General features: G+C 40.0%; 16 protein-coding genes, 3 pseudogenes and 1 other annotated feature. Of the genes and pseudogenes, 16 read left to right on the forward strand and 3 right to left on the reverse strand.

Annotated elements, in window-relative coordinates:
* The first annotated feature begins 126 nt into the window (after positions 1 to 126).
* The 8 genes and pseudogenes from EM4838_RS02655 to EM4838_RS02690 all read left to right on the forward strand — a co-directional run bounded on the left by EM4838_RS02655 (position 127) and on the right by EM4838_RS02690 (position 9,749).
* Positions 127 to 780 (forward strand): redox-sensing transcriptional repressor Rex, encoded by a 654-nt coding sequence (locus EM4838_RS02655; RefSeq protein WP_010736081.1) that lies wholly within the window; start codon positions 127 to 129, stop codon positions 778 to 780.
* Positions 781 to 883: 103 nt separating this feature from the next.
* Positions 884 to 1,096, forward strand: a binding site (T-box leader).
* Positions 1,097 to 1,143: 47 nt separating this feature from the next.
* Positions 1,144 to 3,789 carry a valine--tRNA ligase gene (locus EM4838_RS02660; protein WP_071867018.1) on the forward strand — a complete coding sequence of 882 codons (2,646 nt, stop codon included), beginning with the start codon at positions 1,144 to 1,146 and terminating at the stop codon, positions 3,787 to 3,789.
* Between the two features lie 121 nt (positions 3,790 to 3,910).
* Positions 3,911 to 5,224 carry a bifunctional folylpolyglutamate synthase/dihydrofolate synthase gene (locus tag EM4838_RS02665; protein WP_071867017.1) on the forward strand — a complete coding sequence of 438 codons (1,314 nt, stop codon included), beginning with the start codon at positions 3,911 to 3,913 and terminating at the stop codon, positions 5,222 to 5,224.
* Positions 5,214 to 5,867: an HAD family hydrolase gene (locus tag EM4838_RS02670; RefSeq protein WP_071867016.1), complete on the forward strand. Its 654-nt coding sequence runs from the start codon at positions 5,214 to 5,216 to the stop codon at positions 5,865 to 5,867. Before EM4838_RS02665 ends, EM4838_RS02670 begins: the two co-directional genes overlap by 11 nt.
* Positions 5,868 to 5,930: 63 nt before the next feature.
* Positions 5,931 to 6,464: pseudogene (gene radC, locus EM4838_RS02675) on the forward strand (RadC family protein); the annotation flags it as partial.
* A gap of 754 nt (positions 6,465 to 7,218) precedes the next feature.
* Positions 7,219 to 9,138, forward strand: a pseudogene (ltrA, locus tag EM4838_RS02680) (group II intron reverse transcriptase/maturase).
* A gap of 105 nt (positions 9,139 to 9,243) precedes the next feature.
* Positions 9,244 to 9,399 (forward strand): annotated as a pseudogene (locus tag EM4838_RS02685) (JAB domain-containing protein); the annotation flags it as partial.
* A gap of 149 nt (positions 9,400 to 9,548) precedes the next feature.
* The gene (locus tag EM4838_RS02690) at positions 9,549 to 9,749 is read left to right on the forward strand and encodes a cold-shock protein (RefSeq protein ID WP_010736076.1); all 201 of its coding nucleotides are present in this window, start codon (positions 9,549 to 9,551) and stop codon (positions 9,747 to 9,749) included.
* Positions 9,750 to 10,080: 331 nt separating this feature from the next.
* Here the strand turns inward: EM4838_RS02690 and rnjA are convergent, their stop codons facing one another.
* Entirely contained in the window at positions 10,081 to 11,760 is a 1,680-nt protein-coding gene (gene rnjA, locus EM4838_RS02695; RefSeq protein WP_010736075.1) for a ribonuclease J1, read from the reverse strand.
* 1 nt (position 11,761) lies between these two features.
* On the reverse strand, positions 11,762 to 11,974 hold the full coding sequence (locus EM4838_RS02700) for a DNA-directed RNA polymerase subunit epsilon (RefSeq protein WP_010736074.1): 213 nt from the start codon (positions 11,972 to 11,974) through the stop codon (positions 11,762 to 11,764).
* 383 nt (positions 11,975 to 12,357) lie between these two features.
* On the opposite strand from EM4838_RS02700, the gene efrA reads away from it, so the two are divergent.
* The 3 genes from efrA (at position 12,358) to EM4838_RS02715 (ending at position 16,406) form a co-directional block, all read left to right on the forward strand.
* Positions 12,358 to 14,088, forward strand: coding sequence for a multidrug efflux ABC transporter subunit EfrA (gene efrA / locus EM4838_RS02705; RefSeq protein WP_029593997.1), 1,731 nt, complete (start codon positions 12,358 to 12,360; stop codon positions 14,086 to 14,088).
* The gene (efrB, locus tag EM4838_RS02710) at positions 14,085 to 15,845 is read left to right on the forward strand and encodes a multidrug efflux ABC transporter subunit EfrB (RefSeq protein WP_062805557.1); all 1,761 of its coding nucleotides are present in this window, start codon (positions 14,085 to 14,087) and stop codon (positions 15,843 to 15,845) included. Before efrA ends, efrB begins: the two co-directional genes overlap by 4 nt.
* Positions 15,846 to 15,917: 72 nt before the next feature.
* On the forward strand, positions 15,918 to 16,406 hold the full coding sequence (locus EM4838_RS02715) for a gamma carbonic anhydrase family protein (protein ID WP_062805556.1): 489 nt from the start codon (positions 15,918 to 15,920) through the stop codon (positions 16,404 to 16,406).
* An 82-nt stretch (positions 16,407 to 16,488) separates the two neighbouring features.
* Here the strand turns inward: EM4838_RS02715 and clpP are convergent, their stop codons facing one another.
* On the reverse strand, positions 16,489 to 17,082 hold the full coding sequence (clpP, locus tag EM4838_RS02720) for an ATP-dependent Clp endopeptidase proteolytic subunit ClpP (protein WP_010736070.1): 594 nt from the start codon (positions 17,080 to 17,082) through the stop codon (positions 16,489 to 16,491).
* Positions 17,083 to 17,325: 243 nt separating this feature from the next.
* On the opposite strand from clpP, the gene EM4838_RS02725 reads away from it, so the two are divergent.
* From EM4838_RS02725 to EM4838_RS02745, 5 genes are all read left to right on the forward strand, one after another.
* On the forward strand, positions 17,326 to 17,790 hold the full coding sequence (locus tag EM4838_RS02725; RefSeq protein ID WP_373865798.1) for a hypothetical protein: 465 nt from the start codon (positions 17,326 to 17,328) through the stop codon (positions 17,788 to 17,790).
* Positions 17,791 to 17,924: 134 nt separating this feature from the next.
* The gene (locus EM4838_RS02730) at positions 17,925 to 18,659 is read left to right on the forward strand and encodes a glycerophosphodiester phosphodiesterase (protein ID WP_071867014.1); all 735 of its coding nucleotides are present in this window, start codon (positions 17,925 to 17,927) and stop codon (positions 18,657 to 18,659) included.
* Between the two features lie 7 nt (positions 18,660 to 18,666).
* Positions 18,667 to 19,590: a tRNA (adenosine(37)-N6)-dimethylallyltransferase MiaA gene (miaA, locus tag EM4838_RS02735; RefSeq protein ID WP_071867013.1), complete on the forward strand. Its 924-nt coding sequence runs from the start codon at positions 18,667 to 18,669 to the stop codon at positions 19,588 to 19,590.
* Complete coding sequence (gene hflX / locus EM4838_RS02740) at positions 19,587 to 20,831, forward strand: GTPase HflX (RefSeq protein ID WP_071867012.1); 1,245 nt, start codon at positions 19,587 to 19,589, stop codon at positions 20,829 to 20,831. Before miaA ends, hflX begins: the two co-directional genes overlap by 4 nt.
* 169 nt (positions 20,832 to 21,000) lie before the next feature.
* Positions 21,001 to 21,396, forward strand: a complete 396-nt coding sequence (locus EM4838_RS02745) for a MerR family transcriptional regulator (protein WP_010736065.1) — start codon at positions 21,001 to 21,003, stop codon at positions 21,394 to 21,396.
* Positions 21,397 to 21,415 lie beyond the last annotated feature (19 nt).

Consider the following 21,415-nt stretch of genomic DNA (forward strand, 5'->3'; position numbering starts at 1 on the left):
TGTCAAATTTTGTGGATGGTACCTTATTTTTCTTGTTTTTCATGGAGTTAAGCTTCCTCCTATTGCGAGGTTCCTTGTTCCATGCTAAACTAAAATTATGTGAAATGATTAACAAGGAGAAACGATATGCGAGAAAAATCAGAAACGTTACCAAAAGCAACAGCGAAACGGTTGCCTTTATATTTGCGCTATTTGAATATGTTGAATGATTCTGGTGTTCAACGAATCAAATCAAATGAATTTAGTGAGATCACACAAGTACCTTCTGCCACGATCCGCAGAGATTTTTCTCATTTAGGAGAATTAGGACGAAGCGGTTATGGGTACGATGTTCCCTATTTGATTGAAGTATTTGATCGAATTTTGAACACAGAGGAAGAAAAAAGAATCGCTTTAGTTGGTTTTGGGAATTTAGGAAAAGCATTGAAACACAACAATTTCAGAAGAAATGCAAATTTGAATATTGTTTGTGTATTTGACAATGATCCAGCCATCGTCGGAAAAGAAATCGAAGGTGTGATGGTTTATCCTATGGATCGCTTTAGTGAAATCGTTGAAAAAGAAGGAATCAAAGTGGCGATATCAACTGTGCCAAGTAAGTATTCACAAGCAGCCATCGACGAAATCGTCAAAGGAGGCATTACTGCGATCTTGAACTTTGCACCAGATCGTGTCAACGTTCCGCCACATGTCCATATGCAATACATCGATCTGACAACTGAACTACAGACGTTGATCTATTTTGATGAAAATTATTCGCAAGTCTTTCCTTCCAAGTAAAAACTAAGCGGGAAGATCGTGCAAAAGTGGCGTTTTTATGTGAATCGAACAGCGATTCATCAAGAGCTTTTATTGACTTTGGCTACTAACCATTGTAAAATGAGTCAAGATGTTGATCAAGAGGAGTAACTAGTCCGACGTTTAGAGAGAGAGAACGAATGGTGGAACGTTCTTAGCGAAAGCTAGTGAAGGTAGCTTGGGAGTTTTTGTCTTGAATCGAGTAGAGATGAACGAGTAGTGATCGTTAACTCACTTTGAGAGGTAATAGGCAACTATTACAAATTAGGTGGTACCGCGTAATTTATACGTCCTAAATACGAAAGTATTTAGGGCGTTTTTTTTATTTCAAAGGAGGAAGACAGTATGACGGAAGAAAAGAATCTATCGACAAAGTATAATCCGCAAGAAGTTGAAGCGGGGCGTTATCAAAACTGGTTAGACGAAGATTTGTTCAAACCTAGTGGCGACAAAAAAGCAAAACCTTATTCAATCGTTATCCCACCTCCCAATGTGACTGGTAAACTCCATTTAGGTCATGCTTGGGATACAACATTGCAAGACATGTTGATTCGACAAAAAAGAATGCAAGGCTATGATACGTTATGGTTACCGGGGATGGACCATGCAGGGATTGCAACGCAAGCAAAAGTAGAAGAAAAACTACGTGAGCAAGGTGTTTCTCGTTATGATCTAGGTCGCGAAAAATTTATTGATCAAGTATGGGAATGGAAAGAAGAATATGCCGGTCATATCCGTGAACAATGGGCAAAAATGGGTTTATCTTTGGATTATAGCCGTGAACGCTTCACCTTAGATGATGGCTTGTCTGAAGCTGTTCGTAAAGTATTCGTTAGCCTATACGAAAAAGAGTTGATCTATCGTGGCGAATACATCATCAATTGGGACCCACAAGCACGCACAGCTCTTTCTGATATCGAAGTGATCCACAAAGAAATCGAAGGTGCCTTTTATCATATGAGCTATGAATTGGCTGATGGTTCAGGTGTGGTGGAAATTGCAACGACTCGTCCAGAAACGATGCTTGGTGATACGGCGATCGCTGTTCATCCAGAAGATGAGCGTTACCAAGCATTGATTGGTAAAAAAGTCATTTTACCACTAGTGAATAAAGAAATACCGATCATAGCAGATGAATATGTCGACATGGAATTTGGAACAGGGGTTGTAAAAATCACGCCCGCACATGACCCAAATGACTTTGAAGTCGGTAACCGTCATGACCTCCCACGAGTGAATGTCATGAATGAAGATGGCACGATGAATGAATTGGCAGGTAAATATCAAGGAATGGACCGTTTTGCAGCACGTAAAGCGATCGTTGCGGATCTAAAAGAACTTGGGCGTCTGATCAAAATCGAAACGATGATCCACAATGTAGGCCATTCTGAGCGTACAGGGGTAGTTGTTGAACCTCGTTTATCAACACAATGGTTTGTAAAAATGGCACCTTTAGCTGAAAAGGCGATCCAAAATCAAGAAACTGATGATGCAGTTGAGTTTTTCCCACCACGTTTCAACCAAACCTTCTTACGCTGGATGGAAAATGTTCATGACTGGGTAATCTCACGTCAACTATGGTGGGGACATCAGATCCCTGCGTGGTATCATAAGGAAACTGGTGAAATGTACGTGGGCATGGAAGCACCAGCAGACAGTGAAAACTGGTTACAAGATCCCGATGTGTTGGATACTTGGTTCAGTTCAGCGCTATGGCCTTTTTCAACAATGGGCTGGCCTGACGAAGACAATGAAGATTACCAACGTTACTTCCCAACAAGTACATTAGTAACAGGTTATGATATCATCTTTTTCTGGGTAAGCCGAATGATTTTCCAAAGCTTGGAATTTACAGAACGTCGTCCATTTGAGAATGTACTGATCCATGGATTGATTCGTGATGAACAAGGACGCAAGATGAGTAAATCTCTTGGAAATGGGATCGATCCAATGGAAGTCATTGAAAAATACGGTGCTGATGCGTTACGCTGGTTCTTATCCAATGGTTCAGCACCAGGACAAGACGTACGTTTTAGTTACGAAAAAATGGATGCTTCTTGGAACTTCATCAATAAAATCTGGAACGCTTCTCGTTTCGTTATCATGAATGTTGAAGGAATGACCGTAGAAGATATTGATCTTTCAGGTGAGAAAACTGTAGCCGATCGTTGGATTTTGACACGTTTGAATGAAACAATCGCTAAAGTGACTGACTTATTTGAACAATTTGAATTTGGTGAGGCAGGTCGCCAATTGTATAACTTTATCTGGGATGATTTCTGTGACTGGTACATCGAGATGAGTAAAGAAACACTTTACGGTGAGGATGAAGTAGCGAAACAAACCAACCGTAGTATTCTTATCCATACGTTGGATCAGATCTTACGCTTATTGCATCCGATCATGCCATTTGTCACAGAAGAAATCTGGCAACACATCCCTCATAAAGGCACATCTTTAGTAGTTGCTGACTATCCAGTCGTGCAACCGGAATACGATGATGAAGCTGCTTCAAAAGGGATGGAAGTACTGAAAGAATTGATTCGTTCTGTACGTAATATCCGTTCTGAAGTGAATACACCATTATCAAAACCAATCACGTTACTGATCAAAACAAATGATCCGAAGATCGATCAATTCTTAAATGAAAACACTAGCTATATCGAGCGCTTCTGTAATCCAGAAGAGTTGACGATCTCAAGTGACGTAACTGCACCGGATCTAGCAATGTCAGCGGTCTTGACTGGCGCAGAAATCTTCTTACCTTTAGCAGGGCTGATCAACATTGAAGAAGAAATCCAACGTTTAGAAAAAGAACTAGCAAAATGGACAGGCGAAGTGAAACGTGTACAAGGAAAATTAAGTAATGAGCGTTTTGTATCGAATGCACCGGATGATGTAGTTGAAGCAGAGCGTGCAAAAGAAAAAGATTATTTAGAAAAACAAGCAGCTGTCAATGAACGTATTGCGCAATTAAAATCAATCAAATAAAACGAAAGGGAGAGGTGACGGAAGTTGCCTCTCTTTTTTAAGTAAAAAGAGTTCTTCTGGATTTCATTGTTTCCTACGTAAGCTTTTTTGTTATAATGAAGAGGAATGGGGGGATAGTAACGTGAAAATCGAAGAAGCAATCAATTGGATCCATAGCCGATTACCATTTGGCTCACGTCCTGGATTAGACAGAGTAGAGGCCTTATTAGAGGTAGTCGGACACCCAGAAGAAAAAGTCAAAACGATCCATATTGCAGGGACGAATGGCAAAGGTTCAACAGTGACTTATTTAAGATATTTATTAGAAGAAGCCGGCTTGACAGTCGGAACATTTACCTCCCCATATATCGAATCCTTCAATGAGCGCATTTCGATCAATGGACAAGGCATTCCTGATGAATCATTGATTCGACTAGTAAAGAAATATCAACCGCTAGTTGAGCAGATGGATCAATTTGAAGCAGTAGCTGGCATTACCGAATTTGAAACGTTGACTGCTATGGCATTTGATTATTTCTTGGAAGAACAAGTGGACGTCGCGATCATTGAAGTGGGATTGGGTGGTTTACTCGACTCAACAAACGTAGCGAAACCTTTGTTGACGGGTATCACAACGATTGGTATGGATCATACAGATATTTTGGGCGACACGATCGAAGAAATCGCTGCTCAAAAAGCAGGGATCATCAAACAAAATGTGCCACTGGTCACTGGAAATATCGTACCTGAAGCCTTGGCAGTGATCGAAAAACAAGCAAAATTAAAAAATGCTACACAACACGCATGGGGAGAGGCTTACACAGTCAGTTACAAACATCCGGCAGAAGAGTGGGGCGAAATTTTTTCATTCCAAAATGAGTTTGGCAAAATCCCTAAGTTGACGATCCATATGATCGGGAGACATCAAGTTGAAAATGCGGGTATGGCGATTGAAATGTATCAAATCTATTGTGGACGGATGAATCTTCCATTCCGTGAAAAAGACGTGATCAATGGCTTGAAAAAGGCGCAATGGCCAGGTCGTATGGAACGATTAAGTGAAGAACCCTTAGTGATTTTAGATGGGGCGCATAATACCCATGCGATGGCACGCTTAGTCCAAAATCTTAAACAAGAATTCAAAGGCTATCATGTCCATCTTTTGTTCTCTGCTTTACGAACAAAAGAGGTTGATAAAATGTTACACCAATTACAAGAAGTACCAGATGCAACAATCTACGTCACTACTTTTGATTATCCTAAAGCAATCGAGTTGTCGGATATCCAAGCAACGACTGATGAGAAAGTTACGATTGTTTCAATGTGGCAATTTGGGCTTGCAGAGATCTTGGAGAAGATGACGGCTGAGGATGTTCTTGTAGTGACAGGTTCACTCTATTTTATTTCGGAAGTGCGACGTTTGCTTGTACAGTTGGGAGGAAAAAATGAAAGTTAATGCAGTGATTTTTGATATGGATGGCTTATTATTTGATACAGAGATCGTTTATTATGAGGCATCCCAAACAGTAGCCGATCGGATGGGGTTTCCCTATGACAAAGAGCTTTACTTGCGATTTTTAGGCGTTTCTGATGAAGAAGTTTGGGCGAACTACCATACTATTTTTTCAAGCTTTGGTCGAGAAACTGTCCAAAAATTTATCGACGATTCCTATCAAGAAACGCTTGATCGTTTTGCTTCAGGTCAAGTTGAATTAAAACCAGGTGTTTTAGAATTCTTGAACTTTTTGGAAGAAAAAGATATCCCAAAAGTAGTCGCATCAAGTAATCAGCGACATGTCATTGAACTGTTGCTAGAAAAAAATAATCTACGTCATCGTTTTGATACGATCGTCTCAGCTGAAAATGTCAAACGTGCAAAACCAGATCCAGAAATCTTTTTACATGCCCATGCGTTTTTAGGTACTGAAAAAGCGGAGACATTGATATTAGAAGATTCACAAAATGGGGTATTAGCAGCGTATGGTGCAGGAATTCCAGTAATCATGGTGCCAGATTTACTAGCACCTTCTGATGAATTAGCCGCTAAGACAACAGCGATTGTTTCTTCACTTCACGAAGTTCCGGCATTGATCAAATAAAAATAAAATAAATATCCTCCTTTTCCGTATCTTATTTTGAGCGCACGGGAAAGGAGGTTTTTTATGGAAAAAAATTTGCTTCAAACAGTACCCGCTACGTCTCTACCAAGGGAGAGGATGGAGACTTATGGAGAGGATGCGTTATCAGATCAAGAGCTTTTAGCCATTTTGCTTCGGACTGGTCAGCATCCGTATAATGTATTAGAAGTTGCGGGTACGTTATTGAAGAAATTTGGTGGTTTAGCGCTCTTGAGACAAGCAACACTAGCAGAATTAGAAGCGGTTCGTGGGATTGGTCGGGTCAAAGCCTTAGAGATCAAAGCATTGATCGAGCTGGGTCGACGGATACAAGTCGATCAGTTGCGTCAAACGACGACTGTCCATGCGAGTTATGAATTGGCAAAAGAATTGATCCTAGAACTAAAAGATCAAAAACAAGAACATTTAGTTTGCATCTATCTCGATACCAAAAATCAAATCTTACTAAAGAAAACCTTGTTCATCGGGTCATTGGATCAGACAATCGCACATCCACGTGAAGTGTTCCATTACGCAGTCCGCTATTCAGCAGCACGGCTTGTACTTGCTCATAATCATCGTGAGACACGTTCGTAATTGAAAAGATTACGCACGTCCTCTCAGAAATAAGAGAGTCGTGAACTCTTTGCTTGATAGGTGAAATGAAGGAGTAACGTCCTGAAGCGCTTACTCTGATACTCCGACATGCGTCATTTCATATATTGGGAATGAGGTGTGAATCTCGGTGAAGTCGGCTGAAAGATACCGTCTGTTGATTAAAATAGTGAACTGCAACGAAATCTCTCTAGCGGTAGAGGGTGTATCTGATAGGTCGGGAGTCGTTAAACTTGATAAGGTGAGAATGTGGTGAAACACTGACGAACCAGCGAATGAAATATCCATAAGTGGCGAATACCTAGAAATGGGTAAGGCTAACAGTAGGTTAGTTATGTTCCGTGGGCGAGTACCTATGGTGGTTCCGAAAGCTCCATGCACAGTTACAGGCTGTGGAGAGAACATTGGGTAAGAGTTGGCACCTAAGTCAAGACATAAGATAAAGCAAAGGGAACGTGGAAAGCTGTCATCGTGGAGAGAGTATACTCAATGAAGCGATTTTAAGGGGAATCATAAAGAGGAAACTTAAATTTGTGGCAGTGAGAGTGGAGGCACGAGCGAAGAAATTTCTGTAATGGAGATGGAGCAACAGCCTCTAGCCGTTAGTTTGATATACTTCAACTCAGTCATAGCAAAGGATTCTGGTATGACTCAAAAGGTCACGTACCTATAAGGAGCGTGATAGACCTTGAAAGAAAGTTTTAAGAAGATCCCTAGAATGAAAAACACACGGTTACGCCATGCGGAATATTATGGTATGACCGAAGTCTTCGATTCAATCTATGAGCGAAGTAATAAGGGCGAAAAATTTAAAAACTTGATGACGATCATCACCTCAACAGATAATATTCTTCTAGCCTATCGAAATATCAAACGTAATAATGGTAGTGCGACACCTGGAATAGATAAGGTGACTATCTACGATATCGAGAAGCTGGATACAGAGGAGTTTGTCAACAAAGTCAGGAAACGTTTCACTCATTACAATCCTCGAAAAGTAAAACGAGTAGAGATTCCCAAGCCGAATGGGAAAACCAGACCACTAGGAATCCCATCAATGTGGGATAGAGTCGCACAACAATGTATCCTACAAGTCCTTGAACCAATCTGTGAACCAAAGTTTTATAAACACAGCTTTGGCTTTCGACCAAACCGTTCAGCAGAAAACGCTGTTTCTACAGCGGCGGGGCGAATTAATCGAGCAAAAATGCAATAGGTAGTCGATGTAGACATCAAAGGATTCTTCGATGAAGTCGATCATACAAAATTATTGCGACAGATATGGACATTGGGAATACAAGACAAACAACTACTCGTGATTTTGCGTAAAATGTTAAAAGCACCTATCCAAATGCCTAATGGAGAAACGATCTATCCAACGAAAGGGACACCACAAGGCGGGATTCTTTCCCCGTTGTTGGCAAACATCAATTTGAATGAATTTGATTGGTGGATCGCGAAACAATGGGAAAGTTTCAATTGTGAAAACATTAATGACTATTACAACGAAAAGGCTGAAAGATGGAATCACCAACATAGATATAAACGGTTGAGAAAAACGTCAACACTAAAAGAAATGTATATAGTCCGTTACGCAGATGACTTTAAAATCTTTACAACTACAAGAGCAAATGCTGAAAAGATTTTTACAGCAAGCAAAATGTGGTTGGAAGAACGGTTAAAACTACCTATCTCTCCAGAAAAATCAAAGATTACAAATCTGAAAAAGAAAAGTAGTGAGTTTCTTGGATTTGAATTGAAAATGGAACGTAAAGGATACGACAGAATGGGACGTAAGAATTATGTTTGCCAATCCCATATTTGTGATAAAGCCAAAAAGAGGATCAAGAAACAGCTCAAAGATCAGATAAAATTGATACAAAAAGCACCAAACGGCAATGATGTTACCCGTCACCTAAACATTTACAATAGTATGGTTATCGGGATTCACAATTATTATCAAATCGCAACACAAGTCAATGCCGATTTGATGCCGATCCAGTATCAATTAACCCAAGTTGAGAAGCACAGATTTAAATATTTGGGAATAAAGAAGACATCAAAATATAAAACTCGTGATAAAGGTATTCGACCGTATCTAAAATCGAAAATGACAAGGTATATTAACGATATACCGATTATACCGATTGGTTTTATAAAGACGAGAACGGCTTTAATGAAGCACAACGGTGTGTGTAAGTATACAGAAGAAGGTAGAAAACTGATTCATAAAAAGCTTCAAGTAGTTTCAGTGCAAGCACTTCAATGGCTTAGAAGCCATCCAGTGATTGGCGAACGAGCAACAATTGAGTTTAACGATAATCGTATTTCTCTATTTGTGACCCAACAAGGAAAATGTGCGGTTACAGGCGAAGAGTTGGATGTCACACAATTGCACTGTCACCATAAAATCCCATGGATCAAATCAAAAGATGACCGATACTCTAATCTCGTTTTGATTAGCGATACCATTCATCGATTGATTCACGCAACACGTGAAGACACACTTCTATCTTATTTGCAAGACCTTAACTTGTCGGATTCGGAATTAGAGAAAGTCAATAAATTGCGAGTAGCAGTAGGAAACACAAAAATTTCATTCAGTAATCAATTTAAAACCGGACTGAGACAAACATGAAGTAATGAACTAACGGGGGAACGCCGTGTACGGTGAAAGTCGTACGCACGGTGTGAAGTGGGGGAAAAACTGGCGATAACATCAAAGGTTTACCTATCGCTATCCAGCGGCAACGTTCTTCCGTCCAAGCAAGACATGCGATTGACACGACGCATTCAGGAATGTGGAGAGATGATGGGGATCGAAGTTCTTGACCATCTGATTATTGGCAGCAAACAATACTTTAGTTTGCGTGAAGAAGGATTAATGGAAAAAGAATGATGTAGCTTTCTTGCAAAAAAAAACAACCAAGTGTACAATTATAATGTAATTTTGTTTGGGAATAGAAGTTGAAACATCTGTTGCACCTCTATCGTACACGAGCAATGTTACAATCAAATAAGTGCTTTGGCACGAGGAGGGTATTATTAATGGAAAACGGAACAGTTAAATGGTTCAACGCTGAAAAAGGATTTGGTTTTATCTCACGTGAAGATGGAAGCGACGTATTCGTACATTTTTCAGCAATCCAAGGTGACGGATTCAAAACATTAGAAGAAGGTCAAGCAGTTACTTTTGACGTAGAAGATTCAGATCGTGGCCCACAAGCTACAAACGTTGAAAAAGCGTAATCTATACGAAAATATACTGTTATGAGGCTTGCTTCGTCATGGAGCGAACCAAATAATTGATGACAGAGGTTGAAACCAACGTGTTTCCCTCGAAAAATAAGATGAGACCCACAAAAATTGTTCTTTCACATTTTTGTGGGTCTCGCTTTTTTTTCTATAAAAATCTGGGAGTAGGACATTAGTTCTCACCACCTAAAACCGAATAAACGGCGGGAACAGAAGAACCGCTTCGATAAACAAGGCGCCAGCTACAAAAATTTGAAGAACAAATTTCGTGGCTGGCGCCTTATTTATCGAGGCTGAACACTTCTGGCCCGACCTCGGTTTTAAGTTAGTTTTGATCCGGTGTCATCACCATAGGGATGATCATTGGATGTCTTTCTGTACGATCGAACAAGTAAGGTTGTAATGCACCGACCATCGCTTCTTTTAATTTGTGCTCCGAACAGTCGGGGGCATTTAGCACATCACGCAATGCGTGGAACAAAATACGTTGCGCTTCATTGATCATATCCCCTGATTCACGCATATAGACGAAGCCACGAGAAAGGATATCTGGTCCAGCTAGAATTTCTTTTTTCTTGATATCGACAGTTGTCACTGCAAGAACGAGTCCTTCTTCTGAAAGTAAATGACGATCTCGTAAAACAACATTACCGATATCACCGATTCCACTGCCATCGATATACACATCGCCAGCGACGAATTTTCCAGCTAAACGAGCAGAATCACTTGTCAATGCTAATACATCACCGTTTTCCATGATAAAACAATTCTCAGCTGGTACACCTGTGTCTTGTGCAAGAGAGGCATGGATCTTCAACATCCGAAACTCACCATGCACCGGTACAAAATATTTTGGCTTCATCAAACGAAGCATCAATTTTTGTTCTTCTTGACCACCATGACCAGATGTGTGGATATTATTGATTTTTCCATGAATTACTTCAGCACCAGCTTCAGACAATAAGTTGATCAAGTGGTTCACACTTGTTGTATTACCTGGGATCGGTGAGCTAGAAAAAATCACCGTATCATCTGGTTGGATTTGGATTTGACGATGGGTACCATTCGCAATGCGGCTCAATGCAGCCATTGGTTCACCTTGCGAACCTGTACATAGGATCATTGTTTCATTTGCAGGCAAACGATTGATTTCATGCGCATCGACAAAGGTACCGTCAGGCACTTTGATGTAGCCGAGACGTTGTCCGTTGACGATCGCATTTTCCATACTACGCCCGAAAACAGCAATTTTTCTACCCGTTGCTACAGCGGCTTCCGCTGCTTGTTGTAGACGGAAGATATTGGAAGCAAAGCTGGCAAAAATGATCCGACCTTCGATTTTCTCAAATATTTTCAAAATAGAAAGGCCAATCGTTTTTTCTGATTTCGTAAACGTTGGAATCTCTGCATTGGTACTATCTGAAAGGAGGCAAAGAACGCCTTCTTCTCCGATACGAGCCATTTTATGCAAATTTGCTGGTTCTCCTACAGGTGTAAAATCGAACTTGAAATCTCCAGTAGCCACGATGTTACCAGAAGGTGTTTTGACAACCACACCTAAAGCATCCGGAATACTATGGGTCGTTCGGAAAAAGCTGACGGATGTTTTTCTGAAACGGATCACAGTGTCTTCATTGATTTCATTTAGCACAGCGTCACGAAGTAAGCCATGTTCGTCCAGTTTATTTGTGATCAAAGCTAAAGCTAGAGGGCCAGCGTAGATCGGGATATTTGCTTGCTTTAATAAGTAAGGTATCCCACCAATATGGTCTTCGTGTCCATGAGTGATCACTAAAGCTTTGATTTTGTGTATGTTTTGTACGATATAGTTGTAATCAGGAATGACGTAGTCAATGCCAAGCAGTTCATCTTCTGGAAACTTGATTCCAGCGTCGATGATAATGATTTCATCTTGGAATTGTACCCCATACGTATTTTTCCCGATTTCACCTAATCCACCAATCGCAAAGACACCTGTCTCATTATTTTTGATGGAAAGTTTCATCTTAAAACTCCACTAATGTGAATGCTGGGTTTTCTTTTTCGTATTCTAGATGGTTACCTTCTAGAAGTTGTACGAATTCGATATTGTATGGGGTATTTTCTTCCACTCGTTGGCGTGCTTCAACATCGCTGTTTGCTTCGATGTATAGCGATTGTGTTTCTTCACGTTTTGGGTTACGGATTTTTGACTCTTGATAATAAACTTTGTAAATCATGGTTTATGTCTCCTTTATCTGCTTAAAGCAGTAATTTAGCGTATTTTTTGGACAACACAAAACGAGGGGACAAGCCACCTATGTTTTTTATACTTTAAGAAAAATACTTGATTCTCCTTAAAGAGACAAGCCTCGCATTTGCTTATCCAATTGGAATATTTTTTACTCGGATCCTCTGTATGAAACATACAATAGTTAATTGCTATTCTAGCATAAATCAAGAGATAAGTATAGAAAACGGTCACTGTAAAATGAAAAAACGTACGAAGAGAAAATATTTTTCAGAAAAAATTCTTTTTAAAAAATGTAGTGTTCTATAAAGTAGTAGATTGTGCTACTATTGAAAGTAATGGCAAGATAGAATATTTAAAGGAGATGATAAAGTGAAGTTAATGTGGCATTACACCATGCGCTACAAAAAATATTTGGTGTTGAATTTTATTTGTGTGTTCGGCTTTATTCTGATCGAACTAGGTCTACCAACTATTTTAGCACGCATGATCGATGTTGGAATCCTCAACGATGATTTTGACTATGTGAAACAACAAGGACTATTGATGATCGTGATTACTGTGATCGGGATCATAATGAATATATTTTTAGGTTATTTTGGGTCAAGGATCACGACGAATATCGTTGCAGACATTCGTGATGATCTGTTCAAACATATCCAAACGTATTCACATCAAGAGTATGAAACACTAGGCGTATCATCATTGATCACTCGTACGACCAATGATGCGTATCAAATCATGTTGTTTCTACAAAATATTTTAAGAATCGGTTTTATGGCACCGATGATGTTTGTTGTTAGTTTGTATATGGTTATGCGAACAAGTCCATCTCTTGGTTTATATGTAATTGGTGCATTGCCATTCTTATTATTGGCTGTTGTTGGGATTGCTAAGTTTTCTGAACCTTTATCAAAAATCCAACAAAAGAATTTAGACAGGATCAATAGTATCTTACGTGAAAACCTATCAGGTCTACGCGTTATCCGCGCGTTTGTAAATGAAAAATTCGAAGAAAAAAGATTTGAAAAAGTCAACGAGAACTATGCTTCAAGTTCTAAAAGCCTCTTTCGCTTGATGGCGGTTGCTCAACCTGGCTTTTTCTTCTTATTCAATATCGTGATGATTTTGATTATTTGGAGCGGTACGCTACAAATTGCAGATGGACAGTTGCAAGTAGGGAATCTAATTGCTTTTATTGAGTATATTTTCCACGCGTTGTTTTCATTTATGTTGTTTGCGAGTGTGTTTATGATGTATCCGCGAGCAGCAGTCTCTGCTAGTCGTATCCAAGAAGCTTTAAATGCTACTCCTGCTATTGTTGAAGATCCAAATGGCATATCAGAAACAAAAACGAAAGGCTACATCGAATTTAAAAATGTGACCTTCGCTTACCCTGGACATTCGCAAGAACCAGTGATTCGCAACGTCAGCTTTACTGCTTCACCTGGTGAAACAGTGGCATTTATTGGTAGTACAGGTAGCGGGAAGTCTACATTGATCCAATTGATTCCACGTTTTTATGATGTTACTCATGGTGAGATCCTGATTGACGGTGTAGATGTGCGTAAGTACAAGTTGAGTAAACTAAGACAAAAAATCGGGTTTATTCCACAGAAAGCACTATTGTTTACTGGGACGATCGCTGAAAACTTGAGATACGGAAAAGAAGATGCAACGCAAGAGGAAATGGAACGTGCGGCTGATATTGCGCAGGCGACTGATTTTATTTCTAAAAAAGCGGACGGTTATGATGAACATCTTTCTGAAGGTGGCGCAAACTTCTCAGGTGGGCAGAAACAACGGTTAGCCATTGCTCGGGCAATCATCCGCCGACCAGAAATCTATATTTTTGATGATAGTTTTTCAGCACTTGATTATCAAACGGATGCAAAACTTCGTGCAAGATTGAAAAAAGAAACAACTGAATCAACCGTATTGATCGTTGCCCAACGTGTGGGTACGATCATGCACGCCGATAAGATCATCGTATTGAATGAAGGAGAAGTAGTAGGCATGGGCACACATCGTGAACTACTAGAAAATTGTCCGATTTATTACGACATTGCCGCTTCTCAATTATCGAAGGAGGAACTAGCATGAAAAAAACCTTCGCTTCTTTTAAACGTTTAGCTCGCTATATCCGTCCTTACCGATTGACGTTTATCTTAGTGCTACTATTTACATTTTTAACGGTGGCTTTCAATGCGGCATTGCCTTATGTCGTCGGGCTTCCAACAACAGAAATCAGCAAAAATCTAGTGAATAATGAGGCAATCAATTTTTCTTATATCATCAACTGTTTGATTTGGATCGCGGTGGTTGGTACAGGTTATAGTATTTCTCAATTGCTTTCTGGGGTATTGATGACAAATGTTGTTCAGAGTGCCATGAAAGACTTGCGTAGAGATATTGAAGAAAAAATCAATCGTTTGCCGGTTTCTTATTTCGATAAAAATCAACAAGGAAATATTTTATCTCGTGTCACGAATGATGTAGATGCAGTTAGTGGCGCCTTGCAACAAGCCTTTATCGGTATCGTCAATGCAATCTTAGGGATTACGATGGCAGCAGCGATGATGTTTTATATCCAACCGGTCATGGCGTTGATTTCAATGATCATGATTCCAGCGTCAATTTGGATCTCTAAACGAGTGATCAATGCTTCTCAAAAATATTTCCAAGAAATGCAAAATTCTTTAGGTGAATTAAATGGCTATGTTCAGGAAAACATGACTGGATTCAGTGTGTTAAAAGTATACGGTCGTGAGAAAGAAACATTTGAAGGATTTCATAAGGTCAACCATAGCTTGAAACATTTTGGGTTTCGAGCAGCCTTTATTTCTGGATTGATGATGCCGTTAGTACAATTAACTGCCTACGCTACGTATATCGGTATGGCAGTTTTAGGAAGCTTTTATGTGATTTCTGGAGTCATTGTGGTTGGGCAATTACAAGCCTTTATCCAATATATTTGGCAAATCAGCCAACCAATGGGTAATGTGACGCAATTATCTTCTGTGTTGCAAAGTGCATCCGCAGCTACGAAACGGGTGTTTGAGATTTTAGACGAACCTGAGGAAAAAGAAAACAAGACCGATGTTCCTTTGCCAGAAACGATCCATGGAAATGTCTCGTTTGAACATGTCGATTTTGCTTATGATCCGAAGAAACCATTGATCCAAGACTTGAACTTTGAGGTGAAAGCTGGACAAATGGTAGCTGTTGTCGGACCAACGGGTGCTGGGAAAACAACATTGATCAACTTATTGATGCGTTTTTATGATGTGACGCATGGCGCCATCAAGATTGATGGTATTGATACGAAAGCGATGAGTCGAAGTGATGTTCGTTCCATGTTTGGGATGGTACTGCAAGATGCTTGGTTGTACGAGGGAACGATTGCCGACAACATTCGTTTTGGTAAATTAGATGCAACAGATTATGAGATCGTTGATGCAGCGAAAACAGCGAATGTCGATCATTTTATCCGAACGATGCCTGATGGTTATGAAATGGAGATCAATTCAGAAGGAGATAATGTCTCGTTGGGACAAAAACAATTGCTGACGATTGCTCGTGCGGTTGTTTCCGATCCGAAGATATTGATTCTGGATGAGGCGACTAGTTCCGTTGATACGAGACTTGAAGCGTTGATCCAAAAAGCAATGGATAAAGTGATGGAAGGACGAACGAGTTTTGTGATCGCTCACCGTCTATCAACGATCCGTGAAGCCGATCTGATCTTAGTGATGGATCAAGGCCAAATCATTGAAAAAGGAACACATGAAAGTTTATTAGCAAAAGGCGGTTTCTATGAGAAACTTTATAACAGCCAATTTGCTGAAGCAGCGGAATAATGAAAAGAGGTTTCTAGAGGCGAACAGCCTTCTAGGACCTTTTTTCTTCAATAAATGAAAAGAGGGAAAAAGATGGCAAGGTTTATAGCAGATAATGCGACGGTTATCGGTGATGTAGAATTAGGAGAAGATGTCACGGTTTGGTACCAAGCAGTGGTTCGTGGCGACAGCAATTGGATCAAGATCGGCAAAGGAACCAATATCCAAGATGGGACGGTCATCCATGTCGATCATGATGCCCCAGTTGAGATTGCTGAAAATGTCACAGTCGGACATCAATGTATGCTTCATGGCTGTAAAATTGAAAAAGGCGCATTGATCGGCATGGGAGCGACTGTTTTGAACCATGCAGTCATTGGGGAGAATAGTTTGATCGGAGCAGGCTCACTTGTGACAGAAGGAAAAATCATCCCACCGAATGTTTTAGCTTTTGGTCGACCAGCCAAGGTAATCCGTCCGTTAACAGAAGAAGAAATCCAAAAAAATAAACAGAATATCACGCATTATATCGAAATGGGACAAAAACATGCAGAAGGATTCTTCAAAGAATGGCAACAATAGTTTTAACACATGTTTTTACAGCAAAAAAAGAAGGTCTGTCATCCAAGGATGAAGGCCTTCTTTTTTGATCTTGATAGGTTGATTAGCTTAATGAAGCACTGTTTTCCATGACTTCATCGATCAAGCCATATGCTTTGGCTTGTTCAGCAGTCATATAGTTGTCACGATCTGTATCTTTTTCAATCACTTCGATTGGTTGACCAGTACGTTCCGCTAAGATTTTATTCAAACGTTCGCGGGTTTGTAAGATATGACGTGCAGCGATTTCGATTTCTGTTGCTTGTCCTTGTGCGCCACCAAGTGGTTGGTGGATCATGATTTCAGCATTTGGTAAAGCAAATCGTTTTCCTTTTGTTCCGGCAGTCAATAAGAAACTTCCCATTGAAGCAGCCATCCCCATAACGATTGTTTGGACATCTGCTTTGACAAAATTCATTGTGTCATAGATGGCCATTCCAGCAGTCACAGAACCACCAGGTGAGTTGATATAGATGTAAATGTCTTTTTCAGAATCTTGTGCATCTAGAAATAGCAATTGTGCGATGATTGAGTTTGCTAGATCATCTGTTACTTGTCCACTCAACATGATGATGCGGTCTTTCAGTAAACGTGAGTAAATATCGTAGGCTCTTTCCCCACGTGAGGATTGTTCAATAACTGTAGGAATTAAATTCATAATAAGGTTCCTCCTTGATTTGTTTAGAAATAGTGTAACATAAATTGATTTTGATTACCTACAAAGTAGTATACATTTTTGGTCAATAAAGGTCAAATGAAAAAACTTTCCGAGAGCTAGTCTCATAAAGTGAGTTTATGTTATGATAAAAAAGAAATCAATAAGAAGGAGGAACCGTAATTGGTAATTGCTATCACAGGTTTTATCGGTGTATTAGTAGGAGCGATCTTAGTCTACTTAGGGATGGCGATCCAAATGCGTCATCTTGAGAATAAAGAGCAACGTAGACGCGAATTGGAACTGAAAGTCAAAGAAATCGAAACATTGAATCAATTAAATAAAAAAATCAATGAGATTCTCCAAAAGCGTGCGAGCTTGTTGGAAGAATATGTCAGCTTTGATGCTTTTGACGATTGTTATATCACAATCGATGACTTTGCGTATCTGCAATCATTTTCTGCACAAAATAATTTTTATTTACCAAATTATATTTTAGATGAATTATTCCAAAATATCGCTCACCGCAAAGTGATTCTTTCACCGGGTGAAACGATGAAGATCGGCGGCTATGCTTACAAAGGTGGGCGTGTCATTTTGGAAAACTTTACAGATAATTTGACCGCAATGATCAATGAGAAAAAATCCCAGTTGAAAAATACGACGAGACAACCAATCGGCTTTTTCTCAAAAGATGATGTGTGGAGCTAAACAAAACATATTGTTTGTTCAAGGATAAGAGAAACTAAACATTTTGATAAAGTAAAAGTTTGGGCACTTACAAGGAGTCCAAGCTTTTTCTTTTTTGTTCCTGTGGTAAAATAGGGATGATCGGAGTGAGGACTATGGTACAGATTTATGCACATCGAGGAAGTAAAGGAACCCATCCGGAAAATACATTGCCCGCCTTTTCTGAAGCAGTAAGAGTGGGGGCGGACGGGATCGAGCTAGATGTCCATCTTAGTAAGGACGGTCAAGTAATCGTTATCCATGATGAAACCGTTGATCGAACAACCAACGGCAAAGGCCTTGTTCGAGAAAAGACTCTCGAAGAGCTGAAAAAATTGAATGCAGGTAGTTGGTTTAGTAAAGATTTCCCAGCAGCGAAAATCCCTGCGCTAAAAGAAGTACTCTCGCTACTTCTCCAAAAAAATTATCGAGGAACATTGATGATTGAAATCAAAACGGACAAGTATGAGTATGAGGGGATCGAAGCACAAGTGTCTGAACTCATGACAAAAAATGAGTGGCCGTTTCGTCATGCTTATTGTAGTTTCAACCTTCGTTCATTAGAACGTTTATCCGTCATCGAACCAGACGCACAACTGGATCTTTTAATGAGTGATTCAATGAAAAAATTAGATCTAGCTAAGACCTTACCTTTTATTGAAGGTCTTCACCCTAAAGCAACTTGGGCATTTGCGCATCCTCAGGAAATACAAGAGTTTACAAAGCGTATTCGTCTTTGGACAGTCAATACGACAGAAGAGCTTGAAAGAGGATTAAAGGAACCTGTGGATGCACTCATCACAGACTTTCCTGAACGTGCTTGGTATGTTAAACAATTAATGAAAAAGTAGGAGCCATATGGAAAAAGTATTAGTGATCGTAGGACCCACAGCAGTTGGTAAAACAGCGTTAAGTGTGACACTTGCCCAAAAATTCAACGGCGAGATCATCAGTGGAGATTCCTTACAAATTTATAAACATCTGGATATCGGTACGGCAAAAATCAAGCCAGCTGAAATGATGGGGATTCCTCATCATTTGATTGATGTGATCGAGCCAGACCAGCAGTATTCGGCAGCGGATTTTCAACAGGCAGGTCGCAAGTTGATCAAGGAAATCACCGAAAGAGGACATTTGCCGATCATCGTCGGTGGCACCGGTTTATATATTCAATCGTTATTGTACGATTTTCAATTAGGAGCAAATGAAGAAACGGATTCTGCTATTCGAGAGAAATATGAAAAAATGGCTGAAGAACTAGGAAAAGAACAACTTTGGGCTTATTTGAATGAACGCGATCCGCTTGCGGCGGGAAAAATCCATTGGAATAATCAGCGAAAAGTGATTCGCGCATTAGAAGTATTTGAGACAACAGGCTACAGTATCATGGCACCGAAAGAAAGACCTGAGTGCTTGTATGATTATTATATGATCGGTCTGGATACGGAGCGTGAGTTCCTTTATAGTAGAATCAACCAACGAGTGGATCAAATGCTCACAGAGGGATTGATTGCAGAAGCAAGAAAGGTCTATGAATTAGGGGCGGTTCAAGCCAGTCAAGGGATCGGCTATAAAGAATTCTTTCCTTATTTTGAAGAAAATATCACTCTAGATGAGGCAGTCGAACAAATCAAATTGAACTCTCGGCGCTATGCCAAACGACAACTGACTTGGTTTCGTAATCGCTTGACGGCGCATTGGTTCGATCTCTTGAAAAAACCGACAGATCTAGCAGAGATCGAAAATGCCATCGAAGGTTGGCTGAAAGAGGTGAGGACATGAGAGAAGCAAAAGAAAAAGTAATCATTGTTGGTGTGGAAACGGAAGAAAATCAGCGATATTTTGCTGAATCAATGAAAGAATTGGAACAATTGATCGATACAGCAGCTGGTGAAGTCGTATATAGACTCACGCAAAAACGACCGCAAGTGGATCGTCAAACGTTGATCGGTAAAGGAAAGCTTCAAGAATTGACTCAATTAGCAGATGCTTATGAGGCAGATCTTGTCATATTCAACCACGAATTGACTCCGCGTCAAAGTCAGCTGATTACCGATGCAGTAGGGGCGCCGGTCATTGATCGAGTCCAATTGATCTTGGATATCTTTGCGATGCGTGCGCGATCTAAAGAAGGAAAACTGCAAGTCGAATTGGCGCAATTGCAATACCTACTACCTCGTCTTGCTGGACAAGGCGAGTCGCTTTCTCGTCTTGGTGGTGGGATCGGTACAAGGGGACCAGGAGAAACGAAACTGGAAACGGATCGTCGGCATATCCGCAACAAGATCTTAGGCGTAAAAAGAGAGCTAAAAGCAGTGGAGGCCCATCGAGAACGTAATCGGCAAAAAAGACAAAGTAGTGAAGTGTTTCAAATTGGTTTGATCGGTTACACGAATGCGGGTAAATCAACAATCCTTAATTTATTGACGCAAGCCGAATCATATGCGAAAGATCAACTATTTGCCACCCTTGATCCGCTGACGAAAAAATGGCGTTTTGCGGAAGGATTCGAATTGACTGTAACGGATACCGTTGGTTTTATCCAAGATCTGCCCACCCAGTTGATTGATGCGTTCCATTCAACCCTTGAAGAAAGTCAAGGGATGGATCTCTTGCTTCATGTTGTCGATGCAAGTTCTTCTGATCGAATCTTGCAAGAACAAACAGTTTTAAAGTTGATGGACGAGTTAGATATGAAAGAAATGCCTGTATTGACTGTCTATAATAAATCAGACCAGATCGACACAGCAGGGTTTACACCGACTTTATTTCCGAATGTCTTGATTTCTGCTCAGACACAAGAGGGGAAAGAACGCTTGATCGAGGCCATCAAACGGCAGTTGATGGAGTTGATGCTTCCTTATACGAAACTTGTGCCGAGTGACCAAGGACAAACATTAAGTGAGTTGAGACGGCAGACACTTGTATTAGATGAACACTTCATTGAAGAACAAAATAGCTATGAAGTACGTGGGTTTGCGAATAAAAATTCAAAATGGCTAAAAAAAGATGAGTTATTTTAAAAATGAAATAATAAGAAAATACGAGCTTGATCGACTTCATTTAGAAGTGGATCAAGTTTTTTTATAAAAAAAACCGTTTCTTATGTAAGGAAACCTAACATGAGAGGTTGACAGTCTTTTTTGTGATTGGTATACTTTATTCAATTGATAGGACGAAAGGAGACGTCAGATGGGAGAAAAGGAATTACGTCGTTCAATGTCAGTATTTCCAATTGGTACAGTTATGAAACTAACAGACTTGACTGCTCGACAAATCAGGTATTATGAAGAACAGGAATTTGTTCACCCTGAGAGAAGTGAAGGGAATCGACGCATGTATTCACTGAATGATATCGATATTTTATTAGAGATCAAAGACTATCTTTCAGAAGGATTGAATATGGCTGGAATCAAACGGGTCTATGAAATGGCACAGGCGAAAAAACAAGAAGAAAAAAGTAAAAAACCGCTGACCGATCACGACGTTCGTCAAATTTTCCGTGATGAGATATTAGCTCAAGGCGGGTTAGCCAAAACAGGACATTATCAGTCACAAGGCTTGCAACAACGTCAATACTTTGACTGAATGAAATAAAAAAAAGAAA

This window comes from Enterococcus mundtii, assembly GCF_002813755.1.
GTDB classification, from domain to species: domain Bacteria; phylum Bacillota; class Bacilli; order Lactobacillales; family Enterococcaceae; genus Enterococcus_B; species Enterococcus_B mundtii.